Raw genomic sequence first — 26,996 nt, 5'->3', positions numbered from 1 at the left:
AGTTACTTTTTATTGCTCTAAATTTATTTTTAAAATATATTCTGTTTTCCCATTTTGATCTATTATAATTTTATCAATTAAATACACCAAAAGTTGACGAACTCGTTTCATATCTTTTTGTAAATTTGTAAATTCTATTCGAAATGCTTGTAACACATTTTTTTGTAACATACCTTGGTTAGAATCGACGTCTTCAATATGCTTCATTTCTGCTTCTTTTTTTGCGATTAACTCCTCTGTCCCCCTGATTTCGTGCAACAAATGCAAACGATAATCCAACATTACATCCAACAAAGGATCTATTTTCGGATCAACTTCCACCAATTTCTTCTTTTGATTATATAATTCGTCTATTTCACGTTCCGCATCCTTAATCCAAACTAGACAATTATCCACCTGTTTTTTCAAACGCTGGATTTCTTTTTTTATTTGTTTTATGTCTTTTTCTAAAATTTGTTCCATTTCATACATCAGTTCTGTTTGAGATTTAGAAATGACTTTATCCGTAACCTCTTTTATAACACTATCAAAAACCAGTGCATGTAGCTCATCTGTTGAGAACCAAACTTTACATAATTTATTCGAACACATATATTTCTTGATTCCATACTTCTTGCCATTTTTCCCTCTAGTTTCTTGATTCTTTGGAAGCAAGGGAGCATCACAACTTTTACAATAAATTAAGTCCCGTAGAACATACTCTGTTTTTAATTGTTTGGGAGGTAATTCCTTGTTTCTTTTTTTCTCAAACATTTGAAAAGTAGCTAACCATTCTTCCTTGGTCATAATAGGTGGAATCTCTTCACATTTTGCCATTTTCCATTTGGATAAGTCTTCAATACTATTCCCAGATCCAGGTTTTAGTCTTCCGAATGTAACATACCCTGCATAAATTGGATTGGTCAAAATGTGCTTTACTCGTTCCTTTTTCCAATGGATTGTATTTGTTTTCGCCTTTTGCTCATTTAATATTTTGGCGATATCCGCAAACCCTTCGCCATTTTGATATAACTGATATATCTTTAACACAATTTCTTTTTCATCTTCTAGAATAAAGAAATTCTTGGTATTTTCATCCTGTACATATCCAAATGGTACAGGTCCTCCCATCCATTGACCATAGTCTGTTCTTTGTCCATACGCATCTTTCGTACGTGCACTGATTCGCTCTACTTCATAACGAGTTCCACCCTCTCGAATTAATTGTGTAATAATATCACGCTCTGTATACAATTCTCCCGTACTCGTCAATATGACATCTGTTTTCGCTTCTTTCATTATTACTCGTATTTGTACATGTTCAATCTCTGATCGCGCAAGGCGGTCATCTGCATACGTAATCACAAAATCATATTTCCCCTGTTCTACGTCTCGTAATAACGCCATGATTTGGGGACGCTTGATTAACTTCTTTTTAAATGCCGATTCTCCAGGGTCTACATATTCTTTCACAATTTCACAATCATAGTTTTTTATAAATTCATATACATGATGTCTTTGTGCATCGATTGTTTGACGATCAGATGAAACCCTCGCATAAAAAGCTCCTTTTTTTCCTTTTTCTAAAACATCACGAATTGTCTTCACATGTATGCACCTCTTGATAATGTAAAAATGGATGTTTAAAAATAATTTCATAACCGTGTCTATCTACAATTACAGTAAAAATCAAATCTTGAAATAACTCCATAACCTTATAATCTGGTAAGGAATCTAACATCAGTTGTTTATGGACATTAGACTCCAAATCCTTTACTACACCAGGCACCTTTTTTAATACATTTAGTTTTAATTCCAATTCTTCTTTTATTTGTTTGTGTTCCTGAAAATGTTGATAAGAACCAAGTAATTCTTTGTGTAACTTTTCATTTTTCTTTTCCGTTAACCATCTTTGTACTTTTGTGTGCACTGTCTTTTTCTTTTGATCTAAACGCTGACTATGCCCTTGTATCATTCGTTCTATTTCTTTTACATTTTGTCTATAGTAACGCTGAAACAAGCCATCAAATTCTTTCTCTCGTAAATTAAGAAAAAAACATTTCATTTTTTCAAATGTTTTTTGTTCGATATATTCCTTATCAATATACAAACGATGTTCTTTGCATCGATATCCTATTAAAAATGTATTTCCTCTCCGTTTAACCACTCCCTCTAATTGTTTTTTACAATAAGAACATTGCAGGAGTCCTTCTATACGATACAGAATATCTTCTTTAGCAATTTCCTTTTTCATTTTCGTAGAACCACGCTTATTTACTATTTGATTTAGTTTTTCTTGCGCAGCTTCCCATTGGTGCGGTTCAATCGGCATTGTGCCTTCTAGCTGATGTTCTTGTTGAACTCCCTTCAATCGAATACTATATACACCCATATAAAAGGAATTTTCTAATGTACGTCTAATATCTTGTAGTTCCCAAGGAAGTCCTTTTCGTTTCTTAAAACCTTTTCCATCTAAACGATCTTTTATTTGTTGCAAAGATGTGCATGTATCGTTCAAAAATTCATTAAAAATAAACATAACTATATCCATTTCATCTTTTACGATTTCAATTTCTTTTTTCTTTTTATTATTTTGGAAACCATATGGCAGCCGACTCACTGCTTTTCCTGCATCAAATTTACTCTGACGCATAGCATCAAACCGTTTATTAATTTGTTCACCTTCATGTTGTGCGAAGCCAGCCATAATCACTTCTAGATAGCGATTCATCGGCGTGTATTCCATTACCGGTTCTCCAACAGTCGTAAAATGAACTTTTATCTGTTTCTCCTGAAGAAGTTCATAAATTTCCATATACTCGATTACATTTCTTGCTAACCGGTCTCTCTTATACAAAATTAAATGTTCAATTTCATCATTTCGAATTGCTTCCAACAACTTTCGTAAACCCGGTCGCTGATTCATATGTATAATTCTAGCCGATACATATGGATCTTCATATTCATAGTCCAGCTTCATATAATGATCTCTGCAATACGCCTTTGCATAATATTTCTGCATTCGAACGGAGTGTTCTTGTTTTTTAGATGAACTACGGTAATATGCGACTGTTTTCTTCAATACAACCAGCCCTTCCATCATGTTGTGCTTACAATGTATGCACGTCATCCTTGTCCATAGAATCATTTTGTTTCATTACTTCTACTAAAAGTTCCACATATAGTTGAAACCATTTTTGTGCAGCTTCAGGATCATGAATATACGAAATCGATCTGAGTTGAAGCTTCTTTTGTACAGCCATTAAAATCATCACCTTTCAAAACAAATTGCATAGGAGGAATTACAATTGATTACGCAATTAGGACAAACCATTCGTAATTTAAGAAAGCAAAAGGGAATTTCTCTTCAAAATTTCGCTGAGCAAATTGAAGTCTCTCCGGGATATTTAAGTAACCTTGAAACACAAAAAACAGATACCATTTCTTTAACGTTACTCGCAAAATTGAATGAGGAATTTGATTTATTTCCTTCCCTGAATCACACAACTTCTCCTCATCATGAATTACATTTCCGACTAGATCGGGTATGCGAACTACTGAAAACGCTACATGATACCAATCCCGAGTTAGCAAATTATTTTATTTCTCATATTGAACAAGGATTGATATTATACCAAAAGGAATAGTTGCTTAGTGGTTATTATTACCAATTAAGAACTAGTTATTCATTTTTATAAAATTAATTTACAAAAATGAATAAAGTACCCTGAAAAAGAGAGCCTATTTTCCCAAAACGGCTCTTTTTTCCATATCTTCTAATAACTCTTTTATTACTTTATTATAAAGACGATTTACCTGTGTAGATTTTTCATCTGTTCGTTGATAAATATACTCGTCTCCTTTCTTTATTATCCCCAGATGTTTATCTTCTTTTGGAAATACAAGATTGCAAAAATCTTGATATATTTGCAATCCCTTCTCTCCTTTTAATGAATATGTACGATCAGGAAAGAGTCTTTTAAATTGAGCTCTTAATAGCCCTTGAAATGCTTTTTCATCCAAACCCTGAATCCTATTTTCATCTATGTTGCTCAGTGGTTGTCTGTTTTCAATCACTGCGTCCAACGTACTCACTTTTTGTTGCAATAAATCATATTCTTCTACCACTTGTTCATACACATCTTTCATCCATTGATTCTGCTTTTGCAATGCTGATATCTCTTCACACATAATATTTACCACATCATATAAAAAATGAATGTCCCCATTCGTTATACTCGCCCTTCCTTCCAAATACTCAACTTCTCCTTCATTTTTTTTATGAAATAAAACTTGTACTTGTTGTTTTACATCATTTATATCTTGAATAAGATGCTGATATTCCTGCAAAATTTGACGTAACCCTGGACGTTTCTTATCGATAAACTCAAATAAATCTTCCTCGCGAATACTCCATCCCTCCTTCCGATTCTCTGATGGAACTGCTGCAATTTCTAACTTCCGAAGCCAATCCGTAAATGTTTTATAACTTACCTTTATATAGTTTTCTTCTAAAATCTTCATCGCTTCTTGAACATTAATCCACCTTGTCATATTCCACCTCACCTCATATCTCTAATAATTTTATGAATGTCATATAACAGATATAACTACACAAAAGTAATATTAAAAATAAAAAAATAGGATTTAGCTCTCCCTCAAGCTAAATCCTATTTACATAATCACACTATTGTTATCTCGTTAATTTTGATTCGTTCTTTCTTAAATCCATAATTTTTTTATAAATGATACCCGCTTCGTTTTCTGTGTGAATATCAAAACTCCAGTACATTTCAGATTTTAACTCGTCTTCATTTATTTCTATTTCATGTACTAAATTTCCAACTACCTCTAAGACATCCTCATTCCACAATTCTTCTTTTAATGTTTGATTTAACACCAATTGAGCTACATCCATTGCCTGAAATATAACATCTAATCCATATCCCATCCTACTTACTCCCATTACAATGTACCCGATTGCTTCTGTATCTTTCAAAAACTCCACTCCTTCCACTATTTCATTTTCATAAAAGTCATTTATAAAAAGTCTGTTTTCTTCCCCAACTGCATATATTTTTAAAGATAAAATATTTGTTTAAGAACTAATTAAGGGAGGTATTTACTTGTTACAACATCTCGGGCAAACCATCCGAACATTACGAAAACACAAAGGGATTACACTAAATGACCTTGCAGCAACATTACATGTTTCACCAGGCTACCTCAGTAATTTAGAAACAATGAAAACCGATACTGTTTCACTTACATTTCTAGAACAAATACAAGAAGAACTGAACCTGTTCCCTGCTCTCACCCAGGAAACAGATTCTCCAAACCATGAACTTGATTTTCGTTTACAACGATTATGCCAAGTATTACAAAAAACTCATGATGAAAATCCAGAGTTAGCGGATTACTTTATTGCTCATGTTGAAAAAGGTTTGGAACTTTATCAACCCAAATAAACACCCTACTCTCATTATGAACAACTTGTCTACCTATTATTCATTATTATGAATTATTTTTATAAATATGAATAAATTCTCGAAAATAGGAGAACCTTTATAAAAAGAGGTTCTCTTTTTTCTAATTAAGGAGATGAATCAATATGAAAGAAGAATTACTAAAAGTAGCTAATGACTACCTCGAATGGGTACATGTTCAACTTGAAAGTGATGTTAACTTTATCGGGGATGATTACATTGACACAATAGAAGATATGTTACTAGAAGAAGGGATTTTATATACCCAAAACGATATGACACAAACCATTAAAAGTATTATTTCAAAACTCCAAGATAAATATGGCGTTAATAATATTTTTTATGGTGCCCCGGAACATACTGTTATTGAAAACGGTCGATATGTAACCCTTTATAATCAGTTAATAATCAAAAATCCCAAACACAAAGAATAAACATTAAATATATGCTATGTTCTTTCAATGTACTTTTTTCGAATTATTGCTTTAAAATAAAAAAGGATGGCTGTTAACAGCCATCTTCTTTTTATTTACTGATTAATTAAGTTATTTAACACCGGCGTCGTATGAACATAACGTACTGTAAATAACGGATCTAAACGATATTGGAATGTTGTTACAAATCGACCAGTTTAAACTAATTGTTGTACAACTTCTTAAATCTCTTAACTATTTTCATCAAAAGACAGCAAATTTGAAATTCATAATTATCATTAAAAGCTGGAAACAGTTTATACCTATATTTTACTCCATAGACAAATTGTCCTCTACTTACATATAGAATAATCCAAACATTTTATACACAGAAAACAAAAATACAGATACCATACCATATAAAATAACAACCTTAGGTGCATTACATCTATTTAAAATCGCAACACCTAATAATGTAATCAGTAGCGGAATGAATAAAATCATCGCTACTCGCATAGCTAGTTGATCAAAGATAGGTTTTAATATGTCAATGTCAATAATGTCCACAAATTATCTTCCTCTCATGAAATATATTATCATTTTATAATAATTTAGCGTTTTAATTCAATCTATTAATTACTAAATATTAATGAATTCATCTATACAATACCTATTTGCCGTTTCAATTTTTCAACCCTAATTTTGCTACAACAGCAGATACATGTGAATATTTCTCTTTTCTGAAACACAATAATTCTAGTATAATAAATTTAACGAAAGAAAAATTAGAATTTTACAAATCAAAACAAAATATGTACTAACTCTTCTAAATTAAAAAACTTATGTTAATAAAAAAGAAAATTTATTAAAAAGGATGTTGAAATATGACTTCTATAAGTTCTATGCCCTATGCAGTACGAAAAAATGATTCTAACTGGATAAAAGATACCGCTGAAGATATTAAAAAATTAAGATTAAAACATGGAGACACTCATCCTTATTATGAATTAATTAAAGATAGCTTTTATTGCTATGGTTGCTATAAAAAATGGATAAAAGAAAATCATACTGAACCCTTTGATTATGCCCTACCTAAATTAACACATTATATATATGAAAACGGAAATAAAACCCACTTCAAACTCCGTCGCAAATCACAAGAGAAAAATCATGATCATCTCAAAGGCTGCTATTTTAATGATCCATCAGATTATTACAAAGAACTATCTGATTCTTTCGACCATATCGAAATTGCTGAAAAACAAACTGCCCGCCTCATCATATTAAATCGGATGAATCAAATATTAAAAACTGAAATTAGATCTTCCACAAAAGGTTTAGGAAAAACAATTAAACCTAAAGCTTCACACCTACAAACATTCGGTGCTCTGCAAGACATTTACAATCGCTACGGGGAAAGTTGGAGAGAATTACCTGTTATAACCGAAGATAATGAAACTAAAAAAATCGAAAATTTATTGCTATCTCCCGATGAAGCAATTGACTCATCTAAACAATACCCAAACAAAATCGCAATTGTATATGGAACAATACAAAGAGTTGAGGCTCGTAATAACGGTGGTTATATCAACATTGTATTTAAACAAGGCTCAAATAAATCCGATCGTCCATTTCGCTTGTCAGTATCACCTTATCATATTTATAATGAAACAGATTTACAATGCCTAGAAAATAGAAAAATCGGATGTTACGGGCGTTTAAAACATAATCAGGGCTTTTCACAAATAGAGTTATTTTCTTTACATCATCAAATTGTATTTTTAGATTTACAAAAAAGTGAACCTTGTCCTTTTAGAACACCCAGTATTAATATTGATCGAATTCAGAAACTACTTACACGTACAATGGAATTTCATCATAGTAAACTTCATTCATATCACCCTGGAATGTTTACTTTTCACAGACAAGCTCAATCGGATTTCAAGAAAATAAAACAAACAGTTCAAGAAACCCAACAAAAACAACAACTGCTTTTTCAGGAAAAAGAAATGAAAACCCAAGAGAAAAACAGTATGTCCGTCCTTCATAACACATTATTAATTGACACAGCAAATATAAAAAAGCAACTTCGCATTACAAAATCCAAAATCAAAGAAACAGAAAAACAATTCAGCAATAAATTCCGTAAATGGACTCGATTTATTTATGCTGGATCTGAATCAAAAGAAATACAAGAATTAAAATCTAAACAAAACAACTTAACAATACAACTAGATTCCTTTACCAAACAAAAACAAAATATCGAAGCTAATATTACGAACTTAGAAGATACTATATCTAGTATAAGCTCTTCTATAACAGCCTTAGAAAAAAAACATGCTTCTGCATTAAATAATTTCAAAAAGATTAAACGTGGAGTCGAGATAGAAAAACAATGGAAAACACATATTGAGCAAGATTTTTGTTTTCTTTATTATCAAGAAAATAAAAATCTTTGGAGTGCTATTCAGATACAACAAAATCCACAACCGGAAGCAGATCTTACCTTCACATGCAAATTTCTATACAACAATCCAGATCACACAAATCGTATTCGTCCTGAAGAAATATTACCTATTGTATTTGATACACCTTCATACGATTTAATGATTTACAAAGTAATACAGAAGAAACTACATCAAAAATTAAATCGCTCACCACTAAAAGGGCATCAGCCCCTTCATAAGTAAAAGATTTTCAAACCAAACATAAAAAACGAGAAACCCTGTGACATACATGTTTCTCGTTTTTTTATTAAATAATAATTCTACTTACCAACTGATATCCTCTAGCTGATCACCAACCATCTTCTTCTTTGTATTTATCTATTTTTTCCTTCTTGTAAATATTGATCAGCTTCTCACTTGAAACAACCTTGCCCGATGATTAAATTTCCCTTCCTTGTCTAACGTTTAAAAATCACAATAGATTTATCCACCAATTCACTCCAACCATTTGAAAGATACTTTTCAATAATAAAACTGGTTGCTTCTTTCTAAAAAAAATTGACTTACAATACAATCAATATAGCGCTTCCTTCTTTTTTATACATCCAGTATGCTGATATCTTTTTACCTAATTTTTGTTCTAAACTTAGAGGATAAGTTACCACTTCCTCCATTTCGTATACAATTCAACCATCCTAATTAAAACATCCATCCTTCAAATATTGTTTTCAAATTATGAAAGTATAAAATAAGCGAATTAAAAATTGATTTTTCTGATTTTTATTGAGAAATATTTTATTTGAATTTCACATATTAACATTTATAGGAAGAAGATGTTAATATTTAGAGGCGGAATTATTTAAAATATTCTAATAATAAAAGAGGAGAATGTTAAATGATAATTAGAAAAAATAGTCGTTTCGCTCTTATATTAATATTAGCTTTAGGTACATTTTTCAGTATTTTTGGAGTAAGTAAATTTTCGCTAGCTGATACAAGTGATGAAACTGTCAATTTTACTTTCCAATGGAATAGTGCTTGGGATTATACAAACGCTCGTAGAAAAGATAATACTTCCTCAATGTATATGCGTGTGAATTCTAGCAATTCCGCAGGTTCTTTCAATGTTTGGGCGGAAGCAGATGCCAATGTGTGGAGTGGGGGAAGAGATTGGAAAAACGCTTCTGGGGATGGTAAACATGAAGGTGCTGTACAACCAGGGCGTACATATCTCTTCATAAATAATGCAGTTGAGACTTATGGTAAACAAGTTCCTGTCCGTTTTGGTGGGTATTCAAGAGAGAATAACTCATATAATGTTGATTGGAGCCCTGATAGCGTTAGACCAAAAGGATCTTATACTGAATATTAAGTAAAAATTAAATCATAGTAATATTTTCAAATAATACCGCGCTCTTTAAAATTTTTTTGCTACATGTAAAAGTTGTATGATTCTTAATAAGAATCATACAACTTTTTTTGTCAGAGGATTACGATAAACATTGTAAATTGATAGACTAAAATAACTATTACTGACAAAAGGATTAATTAATTATTTCACTATAAAACAACTTTCACCAGTGTAATCCTTTATCAGAAAACAGTTGAAAAAATTATTACAATTATTAATACCATAAAAATTTAAGGGAAATCGGATATAAAAAACTATTATAATAAAAGATGGACTTCTTTTCCCTTTCCAAAAAGAATGACACGTTTTCTTGTGTAATATCACTAGGTTATTTTATCCATAAAATTGATTGGAGGTAATCAAAATCAAATTAGTAAGATATTTAATTTTATTATGTATTTCCGCAACAACCTTATTCTTGTTAACTGCCTGTCAAAAAGAAATTAAAGAACCCATTATCATTATTGATGATGCAACGAGTCAAAAAGAAAATTTAAGGAGAATTGAATTAAAAAATAAAAATAACAATGCCATTTTCAATCAGGTATTTTTTGAAAGTAAAGATGGAAAAACATTTTACGATAAGCAAATAGATGTAAACGACATTCGTATAAAACAAAACATATCAAATAAAAAAATTCAACCGGGTGTATTACCAGAACAAAATTATATTTTTTTATCAGGTTTTAGTAATAAAAACAAGCCCAATTATTTATTAGGACGAATCGAACAGGAAGATGGGAAAGTTATACAATGGAAACAAGAAATTAAGTATATGAAAAAAAATGGCACTAAAGATGTTTATCAGTATGAAATTCAAATGCCTAAATTTGAGGGCAAACAAGCCTATATTTCTTTTCGCTATATATGGCTAAATACAAATAACAAATGTTATGGTGTGGCAGATCAATTATTCACATTACAAAAAATTAAATCTGGTAATATTTTGGAGGATGTCCAACAATGAGTTATTTTTTAACACGACTTTTCAAAGGTAAAATATTATGGATCACATTATTCATGATGTTAATTATTAGTTTTATACAATATATATTTACCTTTATAACAACTAAGGGATTTAATAGTACGCACTCAATAGTTATATCCCCATATTTGTCTAATATTCTATATTTTAATAGATTTCCATTTTACAGTGAACTGTATCTCATTGTATTACCTATAGCAGCTGCAGTTACTTTTTCAGGAATGTACCGAATGGATCGAAATAATGGTTTTTTATATTCAGTTTTAATCAAGATGGGAACTCAACGTTACTTTTTATCATTGTATTCAATTAATTTTATTATTTCGTTTTTAATTATAGCTATTCCACTGCTCTTTAATTTTTATTTATATTTAATGACATACCCAGCGGTTGCTCCAAATCCAATAATAAATTATACGTCGGCTACTATCTCTCCAACCGCTCAATTTCATACCGTTTATTATGGGCACCCCAACATATATTTTCTTATGTATGTATTTTTAAACGGGATGTATGGCGCAATTTGTTCAAGTTTAGCACTAGCTGTCTCCTTTTTCATCAAAAGAGTATATTTTGTTTATGTAGTTCCTTTTATTTTACATATCTTTTGGTTAACAATTGGACAATCATTTATTAATCCAAAAGAATACTTAATTAAAGATCTTGGCTTTTTTGAACTTCAAAACTTCTTAATTGTCTTAATTATTATTTGGATTTTATCCTTATGTGTTTATGTTTGGGGGAGTAAAAAGCATGTTCTTTTATAATTCGATAAAAGAAACTATACAAACAAAATACAAATCATTATTAGTTATTTTGGCATTGAGTATACTTACAATATACCTCTTAACAAAAGATACTGTACACAATCAAATGAGCAGTCTAGAGGTACTTTTCAAATTACTATCTGTTCATCATTTATCAATGATTTTCATTCCATTAATAATTATTTTTGCTGTATATACCATGTCGGGATTTTTTAATATTTACGTTATCCACCGAATGAATAATACGTTAAAACTGGTAAGCATATATTATCTAAAAGTAATCATATTTACAATGATAATTGGCGGGGTTATTATTTTTCAGAGTAGTTTAACTGCCTATGTAATTTCCTCAGGTACAGAAAAAATTAACTTTTTTAGGTTTGTACCATTTCAGATGTTTTCTATTATTTTCATAGGGGTAGTGGCTGCTTTTTTACAACTTCTATTACCAAACATTCTGGTAATAATTATTTTAATATGTACAATAACAGTAGATGCGTTACTATTAAACGGCTACTTATTTATACATACCTTTTTCCAAAATCCAGCCAACGGCATAGGCATAATAGCCTTACGTGTAGGTATATTCTTTTTCATATATGCCCTTAGCATATTCATTATTGAGAAAAAGAATTATATCTCTTCGGAAGAAGAGAAAGAGGTGCATTAATAAATGATATTATACTATTTATTAAAAAGAGACTTGTATTTACGCTTTAGAGATACCATGAAAATGTCTACTTTTCTAATCCTTTTATACACTGCTATTGTTTTTTATTGTACATGGAATCAACTTACCGCCATGAATGAGCGACATGTTTCTCTAAGTATTAATTTTTATAAAATATTTTCAGGTGTAGATTTTATTAATCTAGCTCACTTTTATAAAGAAGGTCGTCTAACATTCCCTTTTTACTGGCTCTTCTTTCAGTTGATTCCTTTATTGGCACTAGGACATTTTACTCATTCAGATATACAAAAAAACGGTGTATATTTGCTTCCTCGTGTTAGAAAAAAATCTTTGTTATGGTCAAGTAAAATGATCTCATTATTCGTTTATACGTTCGTACTTTGGATTGTTATGTATGTTATTTGGTTCACATTGTATTTTTCACTTATAAATGTATTAGGTTCCTCCTCTATGTCAAATAATCTATTTCTTAGTAATATATTGTACACCATGGCAATTCAAATAATTATTAGCTATATACTATGTTTAATTTATGAACTGTTTACACTCTATATGCCTAGTATTATTGCTTTGAGCTGCTTAGTAACCTACTTAGTAGGCTCTGTATTTATTCATAGCCATTATCTGTTAGGATCTTTTGTAATGCCAGGACGTTGGTATTTTGTGGATCATAGTCCAATCCAACTAACAGCCAGTCATTCTCACTCCATTCAATATAATGAGTTTTTCTTAGTTTCATTCATTACATTTATTTTGATACTAATAGTAAGCTTTTTGAGTTTTAAAAAATTAGATGTGATAGGAGATTAAAATATGCCAGAATTTATCCGATGCGAAAATATGGTGAAGAAATTAAAAGGCAATTTTGTTTTAAATAATATAAGCTTTTCAGTAAAAAAAGGCGAAGTGTTAGTTTTAAAAGGACATAACGGATCAGGAAAAACGATGATTTTACGGGCAATAGCTGGATTACTTCATTTAAATTCAGGTGAAGTTTACGTAGATAACAAAAAAATTGGTAAAGATATTCAATTCCCAGAGGATATGGGAATATTGATTGAATATCCAAGTTTTATCCCCGGGTACTCTGGATTTCAAAATTTAAAATTTCTAGCATCTATTAATAAAAAGGTCACAGATGAAGCAATTTTAAGCACAATTGATACAGTAGGTCTAAACAAATTAGATAAGAGGAAATATAAAAGATACTCGTTAGGCATGAAACAACGTTTGGGAATTGCACAAGCCTTAATGGAAAAACCCAAATTACTATTATTAGATGAACCTACTAACGCCCTAGACAGTAAAGGAATACAACTTGTTTTAGAACTCTTGAAAAATGAAAAAGAAAAAGGAACAACCATTATTTTAGCTAGTCACGATGAAACAATATTAAGTAATCCTATCATCGATCGTATTATTTGTGTTAGCGAAGGAAGGTTGGTTGATGAAGAATGAAAAAAATATACTTTATTTTAGGAATAACCTTCACACTACTATTCCTTGTTTTTAGTATACTGCAATACAGGACTGTAAACGCAAATAATAACATGTATACAATCCAAAAAGATAATTTTCCATCCAATCGTACTTTTCAAGATTTGCAAGGAATTAAATATCATGTACTTCAGCCATTGAAGCCAATCAAATATTTTGATCCTTATAATGGTAGAGAGACTGTTACTCTTATTTTACCTTTAGACATTACGAATACAACAGACCAAACAATTGATATATTAAGCAACAGTGCTATAGAAAACACCCTATTTTACGCAAAATTAGGTGACTTCTATAATTTAATCCCATACTCCATGGAACTTCCCGATAAATACAAATTCGATTCTGTAATCCCCCCTGGGAAAACAGTTCGTGGTTATATAGGAACCAAATATTTCTTAGGAGATGATCCTAATAGAGCATACAAATCGTTCACAATTAATTACAGCAAGGTATCATTTATTTACTTTTCTAAAGGAAAAAACGGAAAATATCATGAATTAGAAATTCCAATTAACTAAAAAACGACACCTACTGGAGAGCACCTCGACTCCAATTTGGTAGTATTTACCAATTACCGTAGAACAAAGAAAAAAGGAGAATCTCTTCCTATAGAGTTTCTCTTTTTTAATTTGTTAAGCTTGGAAAATCATCGTCATCTGGACCTCTCCCCCAATGAGACAGCTCTTTTTCAATTTCGGACTGCAACATACTTATTAAAACCGTTTTATAATCCATCATTTTCAATATATATTGCCACTGCGATTCAATGTCATACAATTCATAAAATATCGTTAAATCCAACAACCACTTCACCTTATGTAACTGATCATGCTTTAAGCGAGCAGGATTGCTCTTGTTTAATACCGCTCTCTCATATAAACGATATTTTAATATATCTGAAATACCTAACCGTCTTACTTTATCAACTAAGGGTACACACTTTAATTCATAAGCCTTATTCGCTATTTCCAATGGAATTTCCGGATGAAGTAAATACCGTTCCAAATCTTGATTTTTTACGCCTACTCTTTTTGCAATTTCCTTTATGCTTGTTCCTTGATCTAACAATGTAGAAATTAAAGCCGATTTCCCCATCCAATCACTTCTAGAATTATGAAACATATTTTGTAACAGCTGCACCATCTGTTCTGTTCTATTCGAAAAAGGCTTGACGATACAATCGACAACACTTATTCCTGCTTCTTTATACGCCTCGTAGGCTACATATCCTGATAGTAAATAATATCTTTTATGATTTGGATCTTTCTCCAAAACTAGGTATTTTGACAGATTTTCACCATTCCATATGCAACGTACCATCCTTTTCTTAACCGTTTCAGAAATACTTTCTGTGTATATCGGTACAATTTGTTTTAGTCGAACAGTCATAAGCCTGGTTAAAAAAATCTAATAAAAACTATTAAAATAGTTTAGTTAGAAGTTTTCATCGTTTTCACGACGTGCGCTCACAGGATTCCGCACTAGGGGACAGCTCTCGCTCCACCGACAAGGGATGTTGCTTCTTCTACTTACTAAGAAGGATTCCTCGACCTCGGGTGTTACCCGACCCTGTAAAAGATATCTTGCACCTTCTTCACTACGTTCCAGCACAAGAGGTTTTTTATTTTTTTATCGTTTGATACACGTGTTGTTTATGATGAAACCATTGATGGAATTTCGCTTTTCGTTTTTTGAGTATATTTGTAATCCGTTTTCGAACTGTACTCCAACGTGCCCATTCGTTTTGTTTTTTCCATGATTTTGTTTGCTGTTTCGTTAATATATCTTGTAATTTTTTTGGAATTCTTTCTTTCATTCCCATGCCACGACGACCAATGGTAAGTGCTGCTGATTCATGAACAGATATTCGATATTTTTGTTGATATTTTAGTCTTCCGGAAATCGATGTGAACGCAGGTTTTACTTTGATAAACTCCACACCGTATCGTTCACACAAACGTTCTAACGTAGATAAGATTTTTCGATAACAGAAAGAATGACTCATACGTCTAAACTTCGCACTAATACTTTTATCTTGAATGAATTTCAAATCTTCGACAATAAGACCTGTACCGTCTTCCACACATTTTCTCACTAACTTATGGCAAAGTTCATAAATTAAATTTTCTCGTTTGTCAGATGGATAGTCTTGTAATCCACCTTCTCCTAACCATTCAAATGATTTGGGATTTCCGTCCTTCTTAACATGACAAATAGCCAACCCGTCTGGATTTGTATCTAAACCACGATATCCATTCACAGGAAAAGTAACAAGTGGCGCAGGTTGTTCTGTAATCGAAATATGAACCCGATATTTTCCGTTTCGCTTTAAAATTTCAACCGCATATGCATCACCAGAAGCTAACGCTTGACGCATCAATGCAGGGTAATTTCGTCCGTTATATTGACCTGTTTTTTTCGATTTTTTTGATGCAATATATAAAGAAAAGCGTACTTTTTGATATAACGTTTTCTTTCCTTTTTGGAATGGATTACTTGTTGTCATCTCTAAGAAAAAAGAACCATTCTCTTCGATGACACGAAGATTAGGATTCCCTTTTTTGCTTTTATCACCACGTGAAGAAAAACGTCCATTTCGTAACTCTTGCCATTGTTCTTTTGTAATTAAACCTTTAGTACGTTTTTCAAAGTTTTCACGCCCGCCAAATATGACTTCATCATACGTATCATGTTTCACATGTTGTTCATAATGATCCATTTTCAAAATTTGTTTTTCTAATTTGTTTTGTAATCCTAATATCCGTTTTGAATTTGGATTTATATCTGGAATACAAAGTAGTTTTTCTAGTTTTGTGCTTGTTTTCTCAAAACGGGATTTCCATAATTCGAAATACTCTATCATTAATGCTTTTCTAGATTTGATTAATTGAACGGCTTCCGCTACGGCATCTTTTGCTACACGAATATTAGTATTTGTTTTTGCAGAAAGAATTTTTTCAAGAGAACCGACTGCCATTCCTTCTTGTAATCTTTTATATGCATAACGAATCATAAATGAATATTTATAACTTTCTGTATCAATAATGAATTGATCTTGTGCTGATAAATCAACCAAACAAGCAGGAATCGTCGTTTTCATCTTGTTTTCCTCCTTTCCTAACCGTACACCCTTTTTTCTATATTATGCCAAATGTTATTAGGATATGCAACTAATCTGTACATTACTAGTTTTTATATATTTTTATTAAAAAATAATATATTTTTTGAAGCTGTTGTAACCTCCCTCTCATGCTCTCTTCCTTCTTTCTATGTAAGTTATTTCTTTAATGTATGAAGAGATAATTTTGTCTCATGTCTGTATAACACAAACAAAAAATTCATTTTAATAAAATTTTTTTATATAAATGAATATTTTTATTAAATCTGGAAAGTATGATAGATAGGAAAAATCCTTATTACTTTAGGAGGCTCTTTAATGAAACTTCTCACATTAAACACCGGCATACGAAACACACAATATTCAGATGTTGAATCCCTTCTTAAATTTTTTGAAGGGGCTAAAAACTACGGCATTCTTTTTTACACAGCTGATTTAAAAAGCTTACCCTTGAATGAACCTTTCCATATATACCATTATTCAAGAAAAGGTAGCGGTGGATATCAATTGGCTTTTCCTATTCCAAGCGCTTTGTATCACTCGCTAAAAATTAATCATTATTCTCTAAAATGGTTAAATGTCTTTTATCAATTATATTATCAAGATACACCCCCTCCACCTTGGCAATGGAAATACTGGGATACTTATATAGGTGAAAATTACGTATGGATTTATAAAACTGAATGATCATATCTACTACTTTATCTTTTTCAACGAAATAAAAAACTCCTAATTAACTAGGAGTTTTTTTGGTCTTGCTGTTTTATAAAATACATTTCTAATGCTTCAAGAAACGCTTTTTCAATTTTCAACGTACCGTACATTTCATTGCCTAGTTTAAGTGGAGATGGTTTTGTTGTCATGGAGCATCACCTCATCACCACTATATGCGATAATATTTTACGGACTACCCTATTTTCTACATTCCTTTCTGAAAATTTTATATGAAAATAAGAAATTGTATAAATTAAAAGTTTAATATTTACACCATGTAACTTGTAAATTACTATTACGTTAACTAATATAAGGAGTTATATGGTTTTTCCAAACTGTTTTTACAATACTTAGTGGTTCATTTGTATCTTTTCCCCCAAACATATTCATTTGCATTTTTAAAGCTAATTCATTCTTTTCATTTACTTCGCATACAATGCTTTCATTATAGCTGTTATCCAAAGGAGACACAGACAGACGTCCATAAGCCATTTTTATGCTTGTAGTAGCAAAATCATTTGATAACCAAATCTTTAATCCACTCTTCACATTTCCATCTACATACAATTTATAAATACACTTCGCTTCTCCATTTTCCACGGTAAAATCAAAATTTAAGTTACTTTGTTTCATTTGTGAAAACAGCTCTTTAAAGATCGTATTCATTTCTTGAAAACTTTCATTAATAAATTTTTCCTTTTCTAAATCAGTAATGCGTTTTAGACTCGGTATATCAAAATCTGAAAAATCAATGCTTGGCTTTTCAACTATACCCTTAAGAGGGGTTAATTTTGGTTTTTTCCCCAAAGGTTTTTTCTCATATAACGGTACTCCCTCGATACGATAATGTAATTCTTTAAATGCCCTCTCAAAATTAGCATCATCCGAAAAGTTAATGGCATACCATCCATCCAAATGGAATGGAACCACTGATTCAAAATTGCCAGCATGTCTTACAATTAATATTAATTTATTCGGATTTTTCATCAATAATGGCATTGTTAATAGCGTTTCAAACCCAACTCCACCTTGTAATGCTTCCGCTTTCTTTTTATAGTTTTCAGTTAACACAATGACCGTATAGTCATTATCACGTACATTTGAAACCATCATTGCATTTAAATTTACTGTTTGAGATTGAGTTTCTAACATATCAAAACTCGCATCTACCCCGTTGTCTCTTAATAAACCAACTAAATCCATAACCCACTGTTGATGCTCTGGACTATCCCAGCTATAACTAATAAAAACACTTTTAGTATCTTCTTGCATTGTAATTCCCCCTAGACAATTATGTTATCGATATTTTAATAAACGATTTAAATACGTAGTTAATTCACCCTGACTACATTTTATATTATATCAAATGTTAGTTTTTACGTTGCATATAGCTCATCCATCTTACTCCTAAACTACTAAAAGCGTTTAGCTTAGGTTCAGTCACCTTCTTGTCAAATCAAAGCCAAAAGCAATTTCTTGGTATGAAAAACAAGGGTTTGTAAAAACAAATTTAGAAACCTATGATGGACTAACACATATGAGACTTCCGTTCCCTAATAAACTTACGGTTGAAAAAGGAATCTTTTAAAAGTTCTAATACTATCAGACATACTCATATATTTAACAATCGTTAGATAATTGGAGGGATGATAGTGGTACGCAGACGCTTGAAAGCGAATGGTGAAACAACGAAAGAACTTATAAAAGAATTAAATGACCCCAATCGTTTTTCACGTGCATCCAAACTATATAAAGATGCTCTTGAATTTGGAAAAAGAAGAAAAAAAGAAAATGAAACTAGGAATTAACCCTGAGTTTCATTTTCTTTTTTTTAGTTAAATAACTTATTGTAACATACATGTTTCTCGTTTTTTATTAAATAAGCATTCCACTTACCAACCATCTTGCCCCTTATATTTATCAGCTTTTTCACGATTTTCAAATTCTTGTTCTTTAGCCCATTCTGCTTTTTCTGTTTTTCCTTCTCGTACGTATTGATCAGCTTCTCGACTAAAACGATCAGCCCGATGATTAAACATCTCTTCTTTATCTTTAAAAAAACCCATAACATTACCTCCCTATTTAATTTATCCTTCGATATATGTACTCCAAAAAATTCACCTATGTTATTAATTGTTAACCTTGTTACTTGAAGAATAAACAATCCTGCAAAAACACTTACTTAACGCTCCTTTTTACCTATTATTACCATAAAGGAAAATAAAATTCAATTTTTACAATTGAATCATTCTACAAAATATAACAATTCAAAAGGAGAAGATTCCGCTCCCTTTGAAAATACACTGTTTATCTAATTTTGTAGCCTTGGAAAATCATCATCTGTGGTATACTTCCCCACTGGGATAATTGCATTTCAATTTTCGACTGAAACTGATTCATTAACACCTTCTTATAGTTCATCATTTCCAGCATATGCTCCCACTGTAGCTCTATATCGTAAAGCTCATCAAATCTAGTGGAGTTTAACAACCATTTTATTTTCTCTAACTTTTCATACGTTAATCTTTCTGATCCCCTTTTATTTAAAAACGCTTTTTCAATTTTCAACGTAAAGGACATTTCATTGCCTAGTTTAAGTGAGGATGTTTTTATTTTTATAAAGCAACACCCTATCACCACTATATGTAAGGATTGACTCTGGACGGACTATTCCATTTATTTTAGAGATTAATATGGTAATGGTTCACCAGGTCTCTTTACATACTACAACATATAGTTAAACCTCCCGGAAAACACCACATATCGTATCGAAGAACAAATATTCGTACTAAGTATTGATATTTATATTAAATTTATAGTATAATAACTCCGTTAGCAATTCTACCAAAAATTTCTTTATTTTTTACATAAATATACTACTGTCACTGTCACTCTGCTATTTCTATTACATACTATTATTTGGAGGAATTTTATGAAGTTAAACGATTATTTTAAAAAATTTGTTGCAAACATTTCCTTAAATCCCACCCGTATTAATCGCGTAGAAAGTGCTTTATCTCATTGGGGAAAAAACTTCAAAGAAGACGAAGAGATAGAAGATCTATTTCTCGATTTTTATTCACAAGGATCCTATAGTACAAATACTGGGATTAAGCCAAAAAACGATGATGAATTCGACGTTGATGCTATATTACTCCTTGAACTGGATGAAGAAAATGAACCTCAAGATATCCTTAAATGGATTGCCTCACGAATTAAAAGCCATAAAGAATTTGAAAAAAGTGTTAAAACAAAAGACCGATGTGTACGAATTGATTATGCTGGAGACTTCCATGTAGATATCGTTCCTGCATTGCCATGTGAAGGCGTCATAAAAATTCCTTCTAAAAAAGAAAACGAATGGTGCAAAACAAACCCTAAAGGATTTACTAATTGGTGCAATGCTATTAATAGCAAAACCGATAGCTATTTTGAAAAAGTAGTAAAAATCATGAAACATTGGCGCGATGATAACGTCGGAAAAGATACAGCACCTAAATCCATTTTAATGACAACTTTAATCGGTAACGCCTTTGTGAAAAAAAATTCTATTGCTGAAACTCTAGTAGAAACACTAGACGTTTTAATCGATGATTTGAACGAACTTATAGAAGAAGATGATGGTGACGTATTTGTTAAAAATCCTTCTCTCGAAGATGAGAATTTGGCTAGAAATTGGGATCAAACAAAAGCAGAGCGTTTCTTGAAAAAAGTGCAAAAGCTTAAAGAAAACTGTCAAGACGCTATGGATGAAAAGAATAAAGAAGACAGTATAGAAAAGTGGCAAGACATTTTTGGAAAATCCTATTTCCCTTCTGAATTAGGGGAAGCAAAAGATATGGCAAATAGAATTAATAATGGTTTAATAAAAGTAGCACCTACTGGTTTATTAAATCAAGAACAAGGTACAAAAATTCGTGAACATCGTTTTTATGGTGAATAAATGAAGCGTATAAAAACAATCAATCTTGGATTACAAAATTTAGCGATTCAAAAAAAGTTCCCTTCACTTAAACTTTATAAAAAAAACCATCAAGATATTTTTTGGTTAGGAGAATTAGAATCATCTCCCCACGCAGTAAAATATACGGTTAAAATTAGCTATACTCCGTATAAACCAAAAGTTTTCATTATGGAGCCACAAATCTTAAAAAGTGCTCCTCATCGTTATTCGGATCAATCTTTATGCCTATATCACCCAAACGATAAGAGTTATCGTCCTAATTTATTAATTGCAGATACTCTTATCCCTTGGACCTGTGAGTGGCTTTTTTTCTATAATATTTGGTTAGAAGAGGGTATTTGGTGGGGAAAAGAAGCCCCTCATAGCCCCATCCCCTGTTAAGAAAGGACGTAATACATGTTAAATTGGGATCATTACAAAAAAGGTTCTTGGCAAACCAAAGAGCCGAATACTTTTAAAATTTTATCAATTGATGGCGGTGGAATGAAAGGCGTTATTCCTTCTCAATACCTCAAAAAAATTGAACATATAATAGGAGAGCCTATTCATCAACACTTCGATTTATTAACAGGTACTTCGACTGGAGGTATCATTTGTCTCGGTTTAGCATCTGGAATGAGCGCTGAACAAATTGCAAATCTTTATATCCAGGAAGGAAATCAAATTTTCGGTACAAAAAAAGCAAAGGGATATTTGATAAATGCTTCATATTCAAACCACCCATTAAAAAAACTATTAATAGAAAAGTTTGCTGATAAGAAGATTTTAGATGCTAATACAATGCTCTGCATCCCATCAATTGAACATCACAAAGCAGAACCAAAAGTATTTAAAACTCCTCACCACTCAGATTATATCAGAGATGGCGAACGTTATATGTGGGAGGTTGGACTAGCAACTTCTGCTGCTCCATCCTATTTCCCTGCTGCCAATATTGGAGAAGGCGAATGTAAAATAGATGGGGGACTCTGGGCTAATAATCCCGTATTAGTCGGTATTGCTGAAGCTAAGAAATTAGGATATTCGTTAGATCAAATCAAAGTATTATCTTTAGGAACAGGCGATTGTTTATATAATGCTCCAAATAAAATCGCGGAAGCTGGTGGGCTATTGTCATGGAAGAAAAATTTGGTTGAGCTCACGTTTCAAGCACAATCAAAAGGGGCTGAACATACGGCAAAATACCTCATTGGTGAAAACTTAATCCGTTTAAATCCTGTTCTCACTCGACCGATTCCATTAGATTCTACAAAAAAAGAAGATATTGCTGATATGATACGAGAAGTAAATCATCTATTTGACAGAACCTTTATTACAAGAGGCGTAAAAAAAATGTTCTTCGAAACAAATTCAATACCTGTGTAAATAATAAAGGAGATCTTCATACACAATTGTTCCTTTATATGAATGTCTTGTTCAAATCTAATTTCATCAATTGAAGTTGTTTTTTATCCCACGTAAACTATCAAAAAGAAACAGGTGAACCTTTTGTCTACAGAGAAAAAAATTAAAGTTATTCGCATGTCTAACCATGGATTTGATATTAAACCCTATCACCAAAATACAACTTTGGACTTTTTAAACGTGACAATAACTGATTTAAATCAAAGTATTACAATCTCTTCTGAACAAGCAAAATACAATAAAAATAATAAAATAGTCGGTTGTTTTTGTTTCCTTGATAAATTTGATGAATCTCAATTAGACACTGGGGGTAACTTATCTTTTAGAATCGAAAACAAGCGAAATATAGGCTACTTACCAGCCGATGAAATCGTATTTGTTAGAAACACCCTAAATAATAAAATTGCAGATCGATTTGTATACGGATTTGAAACAGATACGATACATCCTATCACCCAAAAACCCATTACCGAAAGATTCGGAGGATTCACCTATGAATTTGTAAAAATGCCACTATGGTTAGCAATACAAAGATTAAATGAACACATCAAGAATAAAAATGGTATGGCTCCAGACGAGGTTATATCCGAGTTCTATTTAACAGAAGAACAAGTTAAAAATAAGTTAATCCTTAAAGAAGAATAATTTGTTCCGATGATTATATAAGTAAGATCCTTATAAAAAATCGCTCTTGAACCGAATATGGATATTTACGAAAATAGACCGTCATTTGTATGGTCTATTTTTTTAGAGGATTGACAAATCAAAGATGTAAATTACAAAAGAATAGCGAGAGGGTGATAAATATGATTTTTAAATTCAGAAAATATATTTCTTGGCATAATAACTCTCAAGAAAACTATCTTATGGTTTATAGTGACAATCCCTTAGATAAAAAATATTTTTCTTTTGATGACCATCCATCCACCATAATGCAATCTACAGGACTTTTTGATCAAAAAGAAAGAGAAATTTATGAATCAGATATCGTTGAAATCAATAATAAGATCTATGGAGTGAAGTGGGATACGGGTAATGCACAATTTTCTTTAATCCGAAAAGGAGAACTCCATCGAAATATAAAAGAGCTGGTTAATACTTGCTTTGTTGTTGGGAATTCATATGAAAATATTGAGTTACTAGAGAAATTATAAAATAAAAAAGTCAATAAACGCAAAAAACCTTCGTAGACACGAAGGCTTTTTTATGGCGGTCAGATCAACCGACCCCCAAATTGATATGTAAGTTCCAAGCAGTCAGATCAACCGACTCCCTGTTTTTTTTGGCTAAGTAGAATTTACCATCTTTTTTATTTCAAGTCAAGAAAAAATTAACAGGAGATCATCGGGCGATCAGTTTTCCGATCCCCCTACTCCTTTTACAGGACCTGTATATCTAGTATATACTTACTTATGTAAAATATTCCTTCTTTTAAAAAGTCCATCAAGCCCCTGTTGCTTCATCATCCTGTCTTGGATCATCAATCCAATCCCTTTTCTTTTTAGTAATTGGAATCTTCTTAAATCCCCAGTTTCTAAAATCTTGATCCGGGCTTGGGCTATAAATTTTTGTCTTTATCGCTTTAAAAATTTTATTTTCTGTTCCATAATTTTTTATACATTTAGGCTTTGCTTCTACAATTCCTTTTCGAACCCGACCGATTGGATTACAAACCAGATCAGCAATTTCTAAACCTGATTGGTATAAAGGATCGCCTTTTTTTGCAAGTATAAACCCTTTTATTTTTTCTCTATACTTCTGAAAATCTAAATGCATTGTTCCATTGTTGAATACTTCAAAGAAAGCTTTTTGAATCAAAAGATTCTCATAATCATCTCTAGATTCTAATACAATCCGTGCATTTTCTACATCTGTTTGACTCAAAAATGAATAAAACGTTTCAAGGATATGTATAAATGCAACAACGTATGGATCCTTGTGTGCTAGAAAATATTGTTTTAGTTTCACTTTATCAATTGTTACCGATATGATTTTAAAATCTAGGTTACCTAAGAAATTAGGCATATTGTTATAAAAATCCGCACGCTGTTCTTTTTTAAACTTCGCAAAATCACCTCGCCCCCTAGAAATTTCATCTAAATGTAACATTACATCTTGTGTTCCAAAACATTGCATTTTTACTCGATTAAGCCGATTACGTAATTCACTTGTTCTACCATTTTGATCAACAGCATACTTGTTTTCAAAAATCACACCTGTTAAAGTAAATGGCTGAGTGCTACTTTGAGCAATTCCCGTTTCATCAATAAATAAAATATACTTTTTTTGCTTGCTTACCAAACTACCTTCCCCCTGAAATGATTTCTAGTATTACCATAATCATACCACATAAAAATAACAATTATAAAAATACTTACACCATTAAAAAAAGGAGTTTTTCTTGTAAAAAAAAGCTTCTCTGATTGCTTAAGTAATAATTCCATCTTCTGTTTTATAAAATAGATTTCATCTATTTGCAATCACTACACATCACGTTTGAGATGTGGTTGCGAACTGTCTTTTCACTGATAAAAAGTTCACCTGCAATTTCCTTCGTTGTTTTATCTTGAACCAGTAATTCAAATACTTCTCTCTCTCTCTTTGTGAGTAAAGGTTTAGATTGATACGCTTTTTCCTTCAACTGGTATAACCCTCCTTGCTTAAGCCAGAGCTGTGTATGTGTAAGTTGGGTGTTTATTTAGTCAAGATATTGTATGAACGAAATGTGCGGGTGGTGAATGAAAATGGGCTTTATTTCACATGTTATTTTAGACTTTTATACAGTGCGTTCACTCTTTGTATCCACTTACTTTTCGGTACGCCATATTTGTTCTAGTAATATGCTGACAACTGTACCTACGAACAAACCATTTCCAAATATATATTGTATGACAGACGGCAAGGACTGGAGCGCTCCAGACGGTAAAAACATAACGCCGCTACCAAATAATACTGCAACGCCTAAAATTGTTACATTCCTTTCATTAAGCTCCACTTGTTTTATATTATTTAACCCAATTCCAATTAACTGTACGAAAGAAGCCATTAAAACCGCAGATGCGACAGCGGATGGTAAAGATGCTAAATAACGAATAATACTTGGGAACAGCGACATTACGACTAGTAACATACATGCTAGTAAGAACGAACGTATATATTTTTGTTTCGTTAAACGTATAAATCCTGCTGTTGCCGGTAACGGCACGACACCTACAGTTGAAAATATGGAAGAAATGATGTGTGAAATGCCTCCAACCCACGTTCCATCCTTCAACTGTTTCTGTTCAATAGTCGCTTTTTGAATGGTAGCTTGATTAATCGCTATAATAGCTGCCACTGTATTTGAAACTAAAATACATACCATAACGAAACTTGATACTGCCATACCTGTATTCCATTTTGGAAGTCCCCAAGCAAATATTTGCGGAAGTTGCACAAAATGAGTTACTTGAGATGGAATCGTCACTTTTCCTGCAATGAGAAAAAGAATCCACCCACTAATTAATCCTATTAAAACCGCATAACTTTTGACAAAACCTTTCCCAAAATTAGATAGTATAATAACGAAAAGAAATATACTAAACGCAATTATCGCTGTAAATGCATCAATTTGAGAAACAGTAGCAGTAATTCCTAGCATTCCTTTTAAAAATACACCGCTTAATTGTAAGCATAATAAAAGTAAAAACGTCCCTGTCACAAGCGGTGTAAATAAAAATAAAATACGTCCGATAAAACCAGTTACGCCTAATCCTATTAAAATAATACCAGAAATAATCATTCCCAATTCTAAAATTTGCAATGTACTATGTAATTGATCTTGCCCGACAGTTGCGTAAGCAAGTACAGTAAATACGCCAACCCATGATCCAGCTGGTCCATCTGCAATTGGTAGTCTATGTCCAAGCCACCCTTGTAAAAAAGAAGATATACCAACTACAAAAAATGTACGCTGCATTAAATAAAATATTTCCTCCGTCGTAAGATGAAATAATCCGCCAACGACAATTGGTAATGCGATTGAATTCGCTAATAAAAAGATAAACCATTGCAAAGTTCCCATAATATGATTTTGGTTATGTTGATTGTCCAAATTTTTCATCCCTTCCATACATTT

Annotated in this window: 33 protein-coding genes; 18 read left to right on the top strand and 15 right to left on the bottom strand. The window is 31.7% G+C overall.

Features of this window, described 5'->3' with window-relative positions; all coding sequences use genetic code 11:
• Positions 1-9: 9 nt before the first annotated feature.
• The 3 genes from QCI47_RS05065 to QCI47_RS05055 are packed head-to-tail and all read right to left on the bottom strand — an operon-like array spanning position 10 to position 3,242.
• Positions 10-1,587 carry a recombinase family protein gene (locus tag QCI47_RS05065; RefSeq protein WP_072770216.1) on the bottom strand — a complete coding sequence of 526 codons (1,578 nt, stop codon included), beginning with the start codon at positions 1,585-1,587 and terminating at the stop codon, positions 10-12.
• Positions 1,571-3,061, bottom strand: coding sequence for a recombinase family protein (locus QCI47_RS05060; protein WP_258959472.1), 1,491 nt, complete (start codon positions 3,059-3,061; stop codon positions 1,571-1,573). Before QCI47_RS05060 ends, QCI47_RS05065 begins: the two co-directional genes overlap by 17 nt.
• Before the next feature lie 28 nt (positions 3,062-3,089).
• The gene (locus QCI47_RS05055) at positions 3,090-3,242 is read right to left on the bottom strand and encodes a hypothetical protein (RefSeq protein ID WP_175879545.1); all 153 of its coding nucleotides are present in this window, start codon (positions 3,240-3,242) and stop codon (positions 3,090-3,092) included.
• Between the two features lie 45 nt (positions 3,243-3,287).
• Here QCI47_RS05055 and QCI47_RS05050 point away from each other — a divergent pair, with 45 nt between their 5' ends.
• A complete protein-coding gene (locus QCI47_RS05050; RefSeq protein WP_000632660.1) occupies positions 3,288-3,626 on the top strand; it encodes a helix-turn-helix domain-containing protein in 339 nt (112 codons plus the stop codon).
• Positions 3,627-3,720: 94 nt separating this feature from the next.
• Here QCI47_RS05050 and QCI47_RS05045 read toward each other — a convergent pair whose 3' ends face one another.
• Both QCI47_RS05045 and QCI47_RS05040 read right to left on the bottom strand, forming a co-directional pair.
• Positions 3,721-4,533, bottom strand: a complete 813-nt coding sequence (locus QCI47_RS05045) for a DNA-binding protein (RefSeq protein WP_076868776.1) — start codon at positions 4,531-4,533, stop codon at positions 3,721-3,723.
• Between the two features lie 139 nt (positions 4,534-4,672).
• On the bottom strand, positions 4,673-4,987 hold the full coding sequence (locus tag QCI47_RS05040) for a hypothetical protein (protein ID WP_254848097.1): 315 nt from the start codon (positions 4,985-4,987) through the stop codon (positions 4,673-4,675).
• Between the two features lie 118 nt (positions 4,988-5,105).
• Here QCI47_RS05040 and QCI47_RS05035 point away from each other — a divergent pair, with 118 nt between their 5' ends.
• Together QCI47_RS05035 and QCI47_RS05030 are read left to right on the top strand one after the other, a co-directional pair.
• Entirely contained in the window at positions 5,106-5,447 is a 342-nt protein-coding gene (locus QCI47_RS05035) for a helix-turn-helix domain-containing protein (protein ID WP_076868778.1), read from the top strand.
• A 143-nt stretch (positions 5,448-5,590) separates the two neighbouring features.
• A complete protein-coding gene (locus QCI47_RS05030) occupies positions 5,591-5,899 on the top strand; it encodes a hypothetical protein (protein WP_076868779.1) in 309 nt (102 codons plus the stop codon).
• A gap of 336 nt (positions 5,900-6,235) precedes the next feature.
• On the opposite strand, the gene QCI47_RS05025 is transcribed toward QCI47_RS05030, so the two are convergent.
• On the bottom strand, positions 6,236-6,445 hold the full coding sequence (locus QCI47_RS05025; protein WP_000351252.1) for a hypothetical protein: 210 nt from the start codon (positions 6,443-6,445) through the stop codon (positions 6,236-6,238).
• Positions 6,446-6,762: 317 nt separating this feature from the next.
• Here QCI47_RS05025 and QCI47_RS05020 point away from each other — a divergent pair, with 317 nt between their 5' ends.
• From QCI47_RS05020 to QCI47_RS04990, 8 genes are all read left to right on the top strand, one after another.
• Positions 6,763-8,568: a hypothetical protein gene (locus QCI47_RS05020; RefSeq protein WP_076868780.1), complete on the top strand. Its 1,806-nt coding sequence runs from the start codon at positions 6,763-6,765 to the stop codon at positions 8,566-8,568.
• A gap of 652 nt (positions 8,569-9,220) precedes the next feature.
• Positions 9,221-9,697 (top strand): hypothetical protein, encoded by a 477-nt coding sequence (locus QCI47_RS05015; protein ID WP_076868781.1) that lies wholly within the window; start codon positions 9,221-9,223, stop codon positions 9,695-9,697.
• 403 nt (positions 9,698-10,100) lie between these two features.
• Positions 10,101-10,703: a hypothetical protein gene (locus QCI47_RS05010; protein WP_076868880.1), complete on the top strand. Its 603-nt coding sequence runs from the start codon at positions 10,101-10,103 to the stop codon at positions 10,701-10,703.
• A complete protein-coding gene (locus tag QCI47_RS05005; protein WP_076868866.1) occupies positions 10,700-11,488 on the top strand; it encodes a hypothetical protein in 789 nt (262 codons plus the stop codon). The genes QCI47_RS05010 and QCI47_RS05005 overlap by 4 nt, the downstream gene beginning before the upstream one ends.
• Entirely contained in the window at positions 11,475-12,158 is a 684-nt protein-coding gene (locus QCI47_RS05000) for a hypothetical protein (RefSeq protein WP_076868867.1), read from the top strand. Before QCI47_RS05005 ends, QCI47_RS05000 begins: the two co-directional genes overlap by 14 nt.
• A 3-nt stretch (positions 12,159-12,161) precedes the next feature.
• Complete coding sequence (locus QCI47_RS30260) at positions 12,162-12,989, top strand: hypothetical protein (protein WP_076868868.1); 828 nt, start codon at positions 12,162-12,164, stop codon at positions 12,987-12,989.
• A gap of 3 nt (positions 12,990-12,992) precedes the next feature.
• Positions 12,993-13,637, top strand: a complete 645-nt coding sequence (locus tag QCI47_RS04995) for an ABC transporter ATP-binding protein (protein WP_076868869.1) — start codon at positions 12,993-12,995, stop codon at positions 13,635-13,637.
• Positions 13,634-14,197 carry a hypothetical protein gene (locus QCI47_RS04990; protein ID WP_076868870.1) on the top strand — a complete coding sequence of 188 codons (564 nt, stop codon included), beginning with the start codon at positions 13,634-13,636 and terminating at the stop codon, positions 14,195-14,197. Before QCI47_RS04995 ends, QCI47_RS04990 begins: the two co-directional genes overlap by 4 nt.
• Positions 14,198-14,303: 106 nt before the next feature.
• Here the strand turns inward: QCI47_RS04990 and QCI47_RS04985 are convergent, their stop codons facing one another.
• Together QCI47_RS04985 and QCI47_RS04980 are read right to left on the bottom strand one after the other, a co-directional pair.
• Positions 14,304-15,068: a helix-turn-helix domain-containing protein gene (locus QCI47_RS04985; protein WP_076868871.1), complete on the bottom strand. Its 765-nt coding sequence runs from the start codon at positions 15,066-15,068 to the stop codon at positions 14,304-14,306.
• 232 nt (positions 15,069-15,300) lie between these two features.
• Entirely contained in the window at positions 15,301-16,779 is a 1,479-nt protein-coding gene (locus tag QCI47_RS04980) for an IS200/IS605 family accessory protein TnpB-related protein (RefSeq protein WP_076868872.1), read from the bottom strand.
• Between the two features lie 336 nt (positions 16,780-17,115).
• On the opposite strand from QCI47_RS04980, the gene QCI47_RS04975 reads away from it, so the two are divergent.
• The gene (locus QCI47_RS04975) at positions 17,116-17,484 is read left to right on the top strand and encodes a hypothetical protein (RefSeq protein WP_076868873.1); all 369 of its coding nucleotides are present in this window, start codon (positions 17,116-17,118) and stop codon (positions 17,482-17,484) included.
• 50 nt (positions 17,485-17,534) lie between these two features.
• Here the strand turns inward: QCI47_RS04975 and QCI47_RS04970 are convergent, their stop codons facing one another.
• Both QCI47_RS04970 and QCI47_RS04965 read right to left on the bottom strand, forming a co-directional pair.
• Entirely contained in the window at positions 17,535-17,660 is a 126-nt protein-coding gene (locus tag QCI47_RS04970) for a hypothetical protein (RefSeq protein WP_258959470.1), read from the bottom strand.
• Positions 17,661-17,811: 151 nt separating this feature from the next.
• Positions 17,812-18,783 carry a toll/interleukin-1 receptor domain-containing protein gene (locus QCI47_RS04965; RefSeq protein ID WP_076868874.1) on the bottom strand — a complete coding sequence of 324 codons (972 nt, stop codon included), beginning with the start codon at positions 18,781-18,783 and terminating at the stop codon, positions 17,812-17,814.
• A 380-nt stretch (positions 18,784-19,163) separates the two neighbouring features.
• Here QCI47_RS04965 and QCI47_RS04960 point away from each other — a divergent pair, with 380 nt between their 5' ends.
• A complete protein-coding gene (locus QCI47_RS04960) occupies positions 19,164-19,319 on the top strand; it encodes a hypothetical protein (protein ID WP_175879550.1) in 156 nt (51 codons plus the stop codon).
• An 84-nt stretch (positions 19,320-19,403) separates the two neighbouring features.
• Here QCI47_RS04960 and QCI47_RS04955 read toward each other — a convergent pair whose 3' ends face one another.
• Entirely contained in the window at positions 19,404-19,577 is a 174-nt protein-coding gene (locus QCI47_RS04955) for a hypothetical protein (RefSeq protein ID WP_154644223.1), read from the bottom strand.
• A gap of 241 nt (positions 19,578-19,818) precedes the next feature.
• The gene (locus QCI47_RS04950; RefSeq protein WP_076868875.1) at positions 19,819-20,091 is read right to left on the bottom strand and encodes a hypothetical protein; all 273 of its coding nucleotides are present in this window, start codon (positions 20,089-20,091) and stop codon (positions 19,819-19,821) included.
• Between the two features lie 352 nt (positions 20,092-20,443).
• Here QCI47_RS04950 and QCI47_RS04945 point away from each other — a divergent pair, with 352 nt between their 5' ends.
• The 5 genes from QCI47_RS04945 (at position 20,444) to QCI47_RS04925 (ending at position 24,033) form a co-directional block, all read left to right on the top strand.
• A complete protein-coding gene (locus QCI47_RS04945; RefSeq protein ID WP_176359595.1) occupies positions 20,444-21,454 on the top strand; it encodes an SMODS domain-containing nucleotidyltransferase in 1,011 nt (336 codons plus the stop codon).
• On the top strand, positions 21,455-21,856 hold the full coding sequence (locus QCI47_RS04940) for a type II CBASS E2 protein (RefSeq protein WP_088106394.1): 402 nt from the start codon (positions 21,455-21,457) through the stop codon (positions 21,854-21,856).
• A 15-nt stretch (positions 21,857-21,871) separates the two neighbouring features.
• The gene (locus QCI47_RS04935; protein WP_088106393.1) at positions 21,872-22,840 is read left to right on the top strand and encodes a CBASS cGAMP-activated phospholipase; all 969 of its coding nucleotides are present in this window, start codon (positions 21,872-21,874) and stop codon (positions 22,838-22,840) included.
• Between the two features lie 123 nt (positions 22,841-22,963).
• Positions 22,964-23,524 carry a hypothetical protein gene (locus QCI47_RS04930; protein ID WP_076868878.1) on the top strand — a complete coding sequence of 187 codons (561 nt, stop codon included), beginning with the start codon at positions 22,964-22,966 and terminating at the stop codon, positions 23,522-23,524.
• A 161-nt stretch (positions 23,525-23,685) separates the two neighbouring features.
• Positions 23,686-24,033, top strand: coding sequence for a YopX family protein (locus QCI47_RS04925; RefSeq protein ID WP_000576359.1), 348 nt, complete (start codon positions 23,686-23,688; stop codon positions 24,031-24,033).
• Positions 24,034-24,322: 289 nt separating this feature from the next.
• Here the strand turns inward: QCI47_RS04925 and QCI47_RS04920 are convergent, their stop codons facing one another.
• The 3 genes from QCI47_RS04920 to QCI47_RS04910 all read right to left on the bottom strand — a co-directional run bounded on the left by QCI47_RS04920 (position 24,323) and on the right by QCI47_RS04910 (position 26,990).
• On the bottom strand, positions 24,323-25,180 hold the full coding sequence (locus QCI47_RS04920; RefSeq protein ID WP_088106392.1) for a DUF3800 domain-containing protein: 858 nt from the start codon (positions 25,178-25,180) through the stop codon (positions 24,323-24,325).
• 169 nt (positions 25,181-25,349) lie between these two features.
• Positions 25,350-25,520: a helix-turn-helix domain-containing protein gene (locus QCI47_RS04915; protein WP_000659490.1), complete on the bottom strand. Its 171-nt coding sequence runs from the start codon at positions 25,518-25,520 to the stop codon at positions 25,350-25,352.
• Between the two features lie 165 nt (positions 25,521-25,685).
• On the bottom strand, positions 25,686-26,990 hold the full coding sequence (locus tag QCI47_RS04910) for a purine/pyrimidine permease (RefSeq protein ID WP_139339156.1): 1,305 nt from the start codon (positions 26,988-26,990) through the stop codon (positions 25,686-25,688).
• Positions 26,991-26,996 lie beyond the last annotated feature (6 nt).

It is taken from the genome of Bacillus cereus group sp. RP29 (assembly GCF_040459765.1).
GTDB lineage: Bacteria > Bacillota > Bacilli > Bacillales > Bacillaceae_G > Bacillus_A > Bacillus_A paranthracis.
Note: the sequence above shows the minus strand (reverse complement) of the source record. Positions and strands in the feature narration are given on the sequence as shown.

Coding starts and splice junctions, on each gene's coding strand:
- QCI47_RS05055 (WP_175879545.1), bottom strand. CDS start 3,242: ATGGCTGTACAAAAGAAGCTTCAACTCAGATCGATTTCGTATATTCAT.
- QCI47_RS05045 (WP_076868776.1), bottom strand. CDS start 4,533: ATGACAAGGTGGATTAATGTTCAAGAAGCGATGAAGATTTTAGAAGAA.
- QCI47_RS05030 (WP_076868779.1), top strand. CDS start 5,591: ATGAAAGAAGAATTACTAAAAGTAGCTAATGACTACCTCGAATGGGTA.
- QCI47_RS05020 (WP_076868780.1), top strand. CDS start 6,763: ATGACTTCTATAAGTTCTATGCCCTATGCAGTACGAAAAAATGATTCT.
- QCI47_RS05015 (WP_076868781.1), top strand. CDS start 9,221: ATGATAATTAGAAAAAATAGTCGTTTCGCTCTTATATTAATATTAGCT.
- QCI47_RS05005 (WP_076868866.1), top strand. CDS start 10,700: ATGAGTTATTTTTTAACACGACTTTTCAAAGGTAAAATATTATGGATC.
- QCI47_RS05000 (WP_076868867.1), top strand. CDS start 11,475: ATGTTCTTTTATAATTCGATAAAAGAAACTATACAAACAAAATACAAA.
- QCI47_RS30260 (WP_076868868.1), top strand. CDS start 12,162: ATGATATTATACTATTTATTAAAAAGAGACTTGTATTTACGCTTTAGA.
- QCI47_RS04995 (WP_076868869.1), top strand. CDS start 12,993: ATGCCAGAATTTATCCGATGCGAAAATATGGTGAAGAAATTAAAAGGC.
- QCI47_RS04990 (WP_076868870.1), top strand. CDS start 13,634: ATGAAAAAAATATACTTTATTTTAGGAATAACCTTCACACTACTATTC.
- QCI47_RS04985 (WP_076868871.1), bottom strand. CDS start 15,068: ATGACTGTTCGACTAAAACAAATTGTACCGATATACACAGAAAGTATT.
- QCI47_RS04980 (WP_076868872.1), bottom strand. CDS start 16,779: ATGAAAACGACGATTCCTGCTTGTTTGGTTGATTTATCAGCACAAGAT.
- QCI47_RS04975 (WP_076868873.1), top strand. CDS start 17,116: ATGAAACTTCTCACATTAAACACCGGCATACGAAACACACAATATTCA.
- QCI47_RS04970 (WP_258959470.1), bottom strand. CDS start 17,660: ATGACAACAAAACCATCTCCACTTAAACTAGGCAATGAAATGTACGGT.
- QCI47_RS04965 (WP_076868874.1), bottom strand. CDS start 18,783: ATGCAAGAAGATACTAAAAGTGTTTTTATTAGTTATAGCTGGGATAGT.
- QCI47_RS04955 (WP_154644223.1), bottom strand. CDS start 19,577: ATGGGTTTTTTTAAAGATAAAGAAGAGATGTTTAATCATCGGGCTGAT.
- QCI47_RS04950 (WP_076868875.1), bottom strand. CDS start 20,091: ATGTCCTTTACGTTGAAAATTGAAAAAGCGTTTTTAAATAAAAGGGGA.
- QCI47_RS04945 (WP_176359595.1), top strand. CDS start 20,444: ATGAAGTTAAACGATTATTTTAAAAAATTTGTTGCAAACATTTCCTTA.
- QCI47_RS04940 (WP_088106394.1), top strand. CDS start 21,455: ATGAAGCGTATAAAAACAATCAATCTTGGATTACAAAATTTAGCGATT.
- QCI47_RS04935 (WP_088106393.1), top strand. CDS start 21,872: ATGTTAAATTGGGATCATTACAAAAAAGGTTCTTGGCAAACCAAAGAG.
- QCI47_RS04925 (WP_000576359.1), top strand. CDS start 23,686: ATGATTTTTAAATTCAGAAAATATATTTCTTGGCATAATAACTCTCAA.
- QCI47_RS04910 (WP_139339156.1), bottom strand. CDS start 26,990: ATGGAAGGGATGAAAAATTTGGACAATCAACATAACCAAAATCATATT.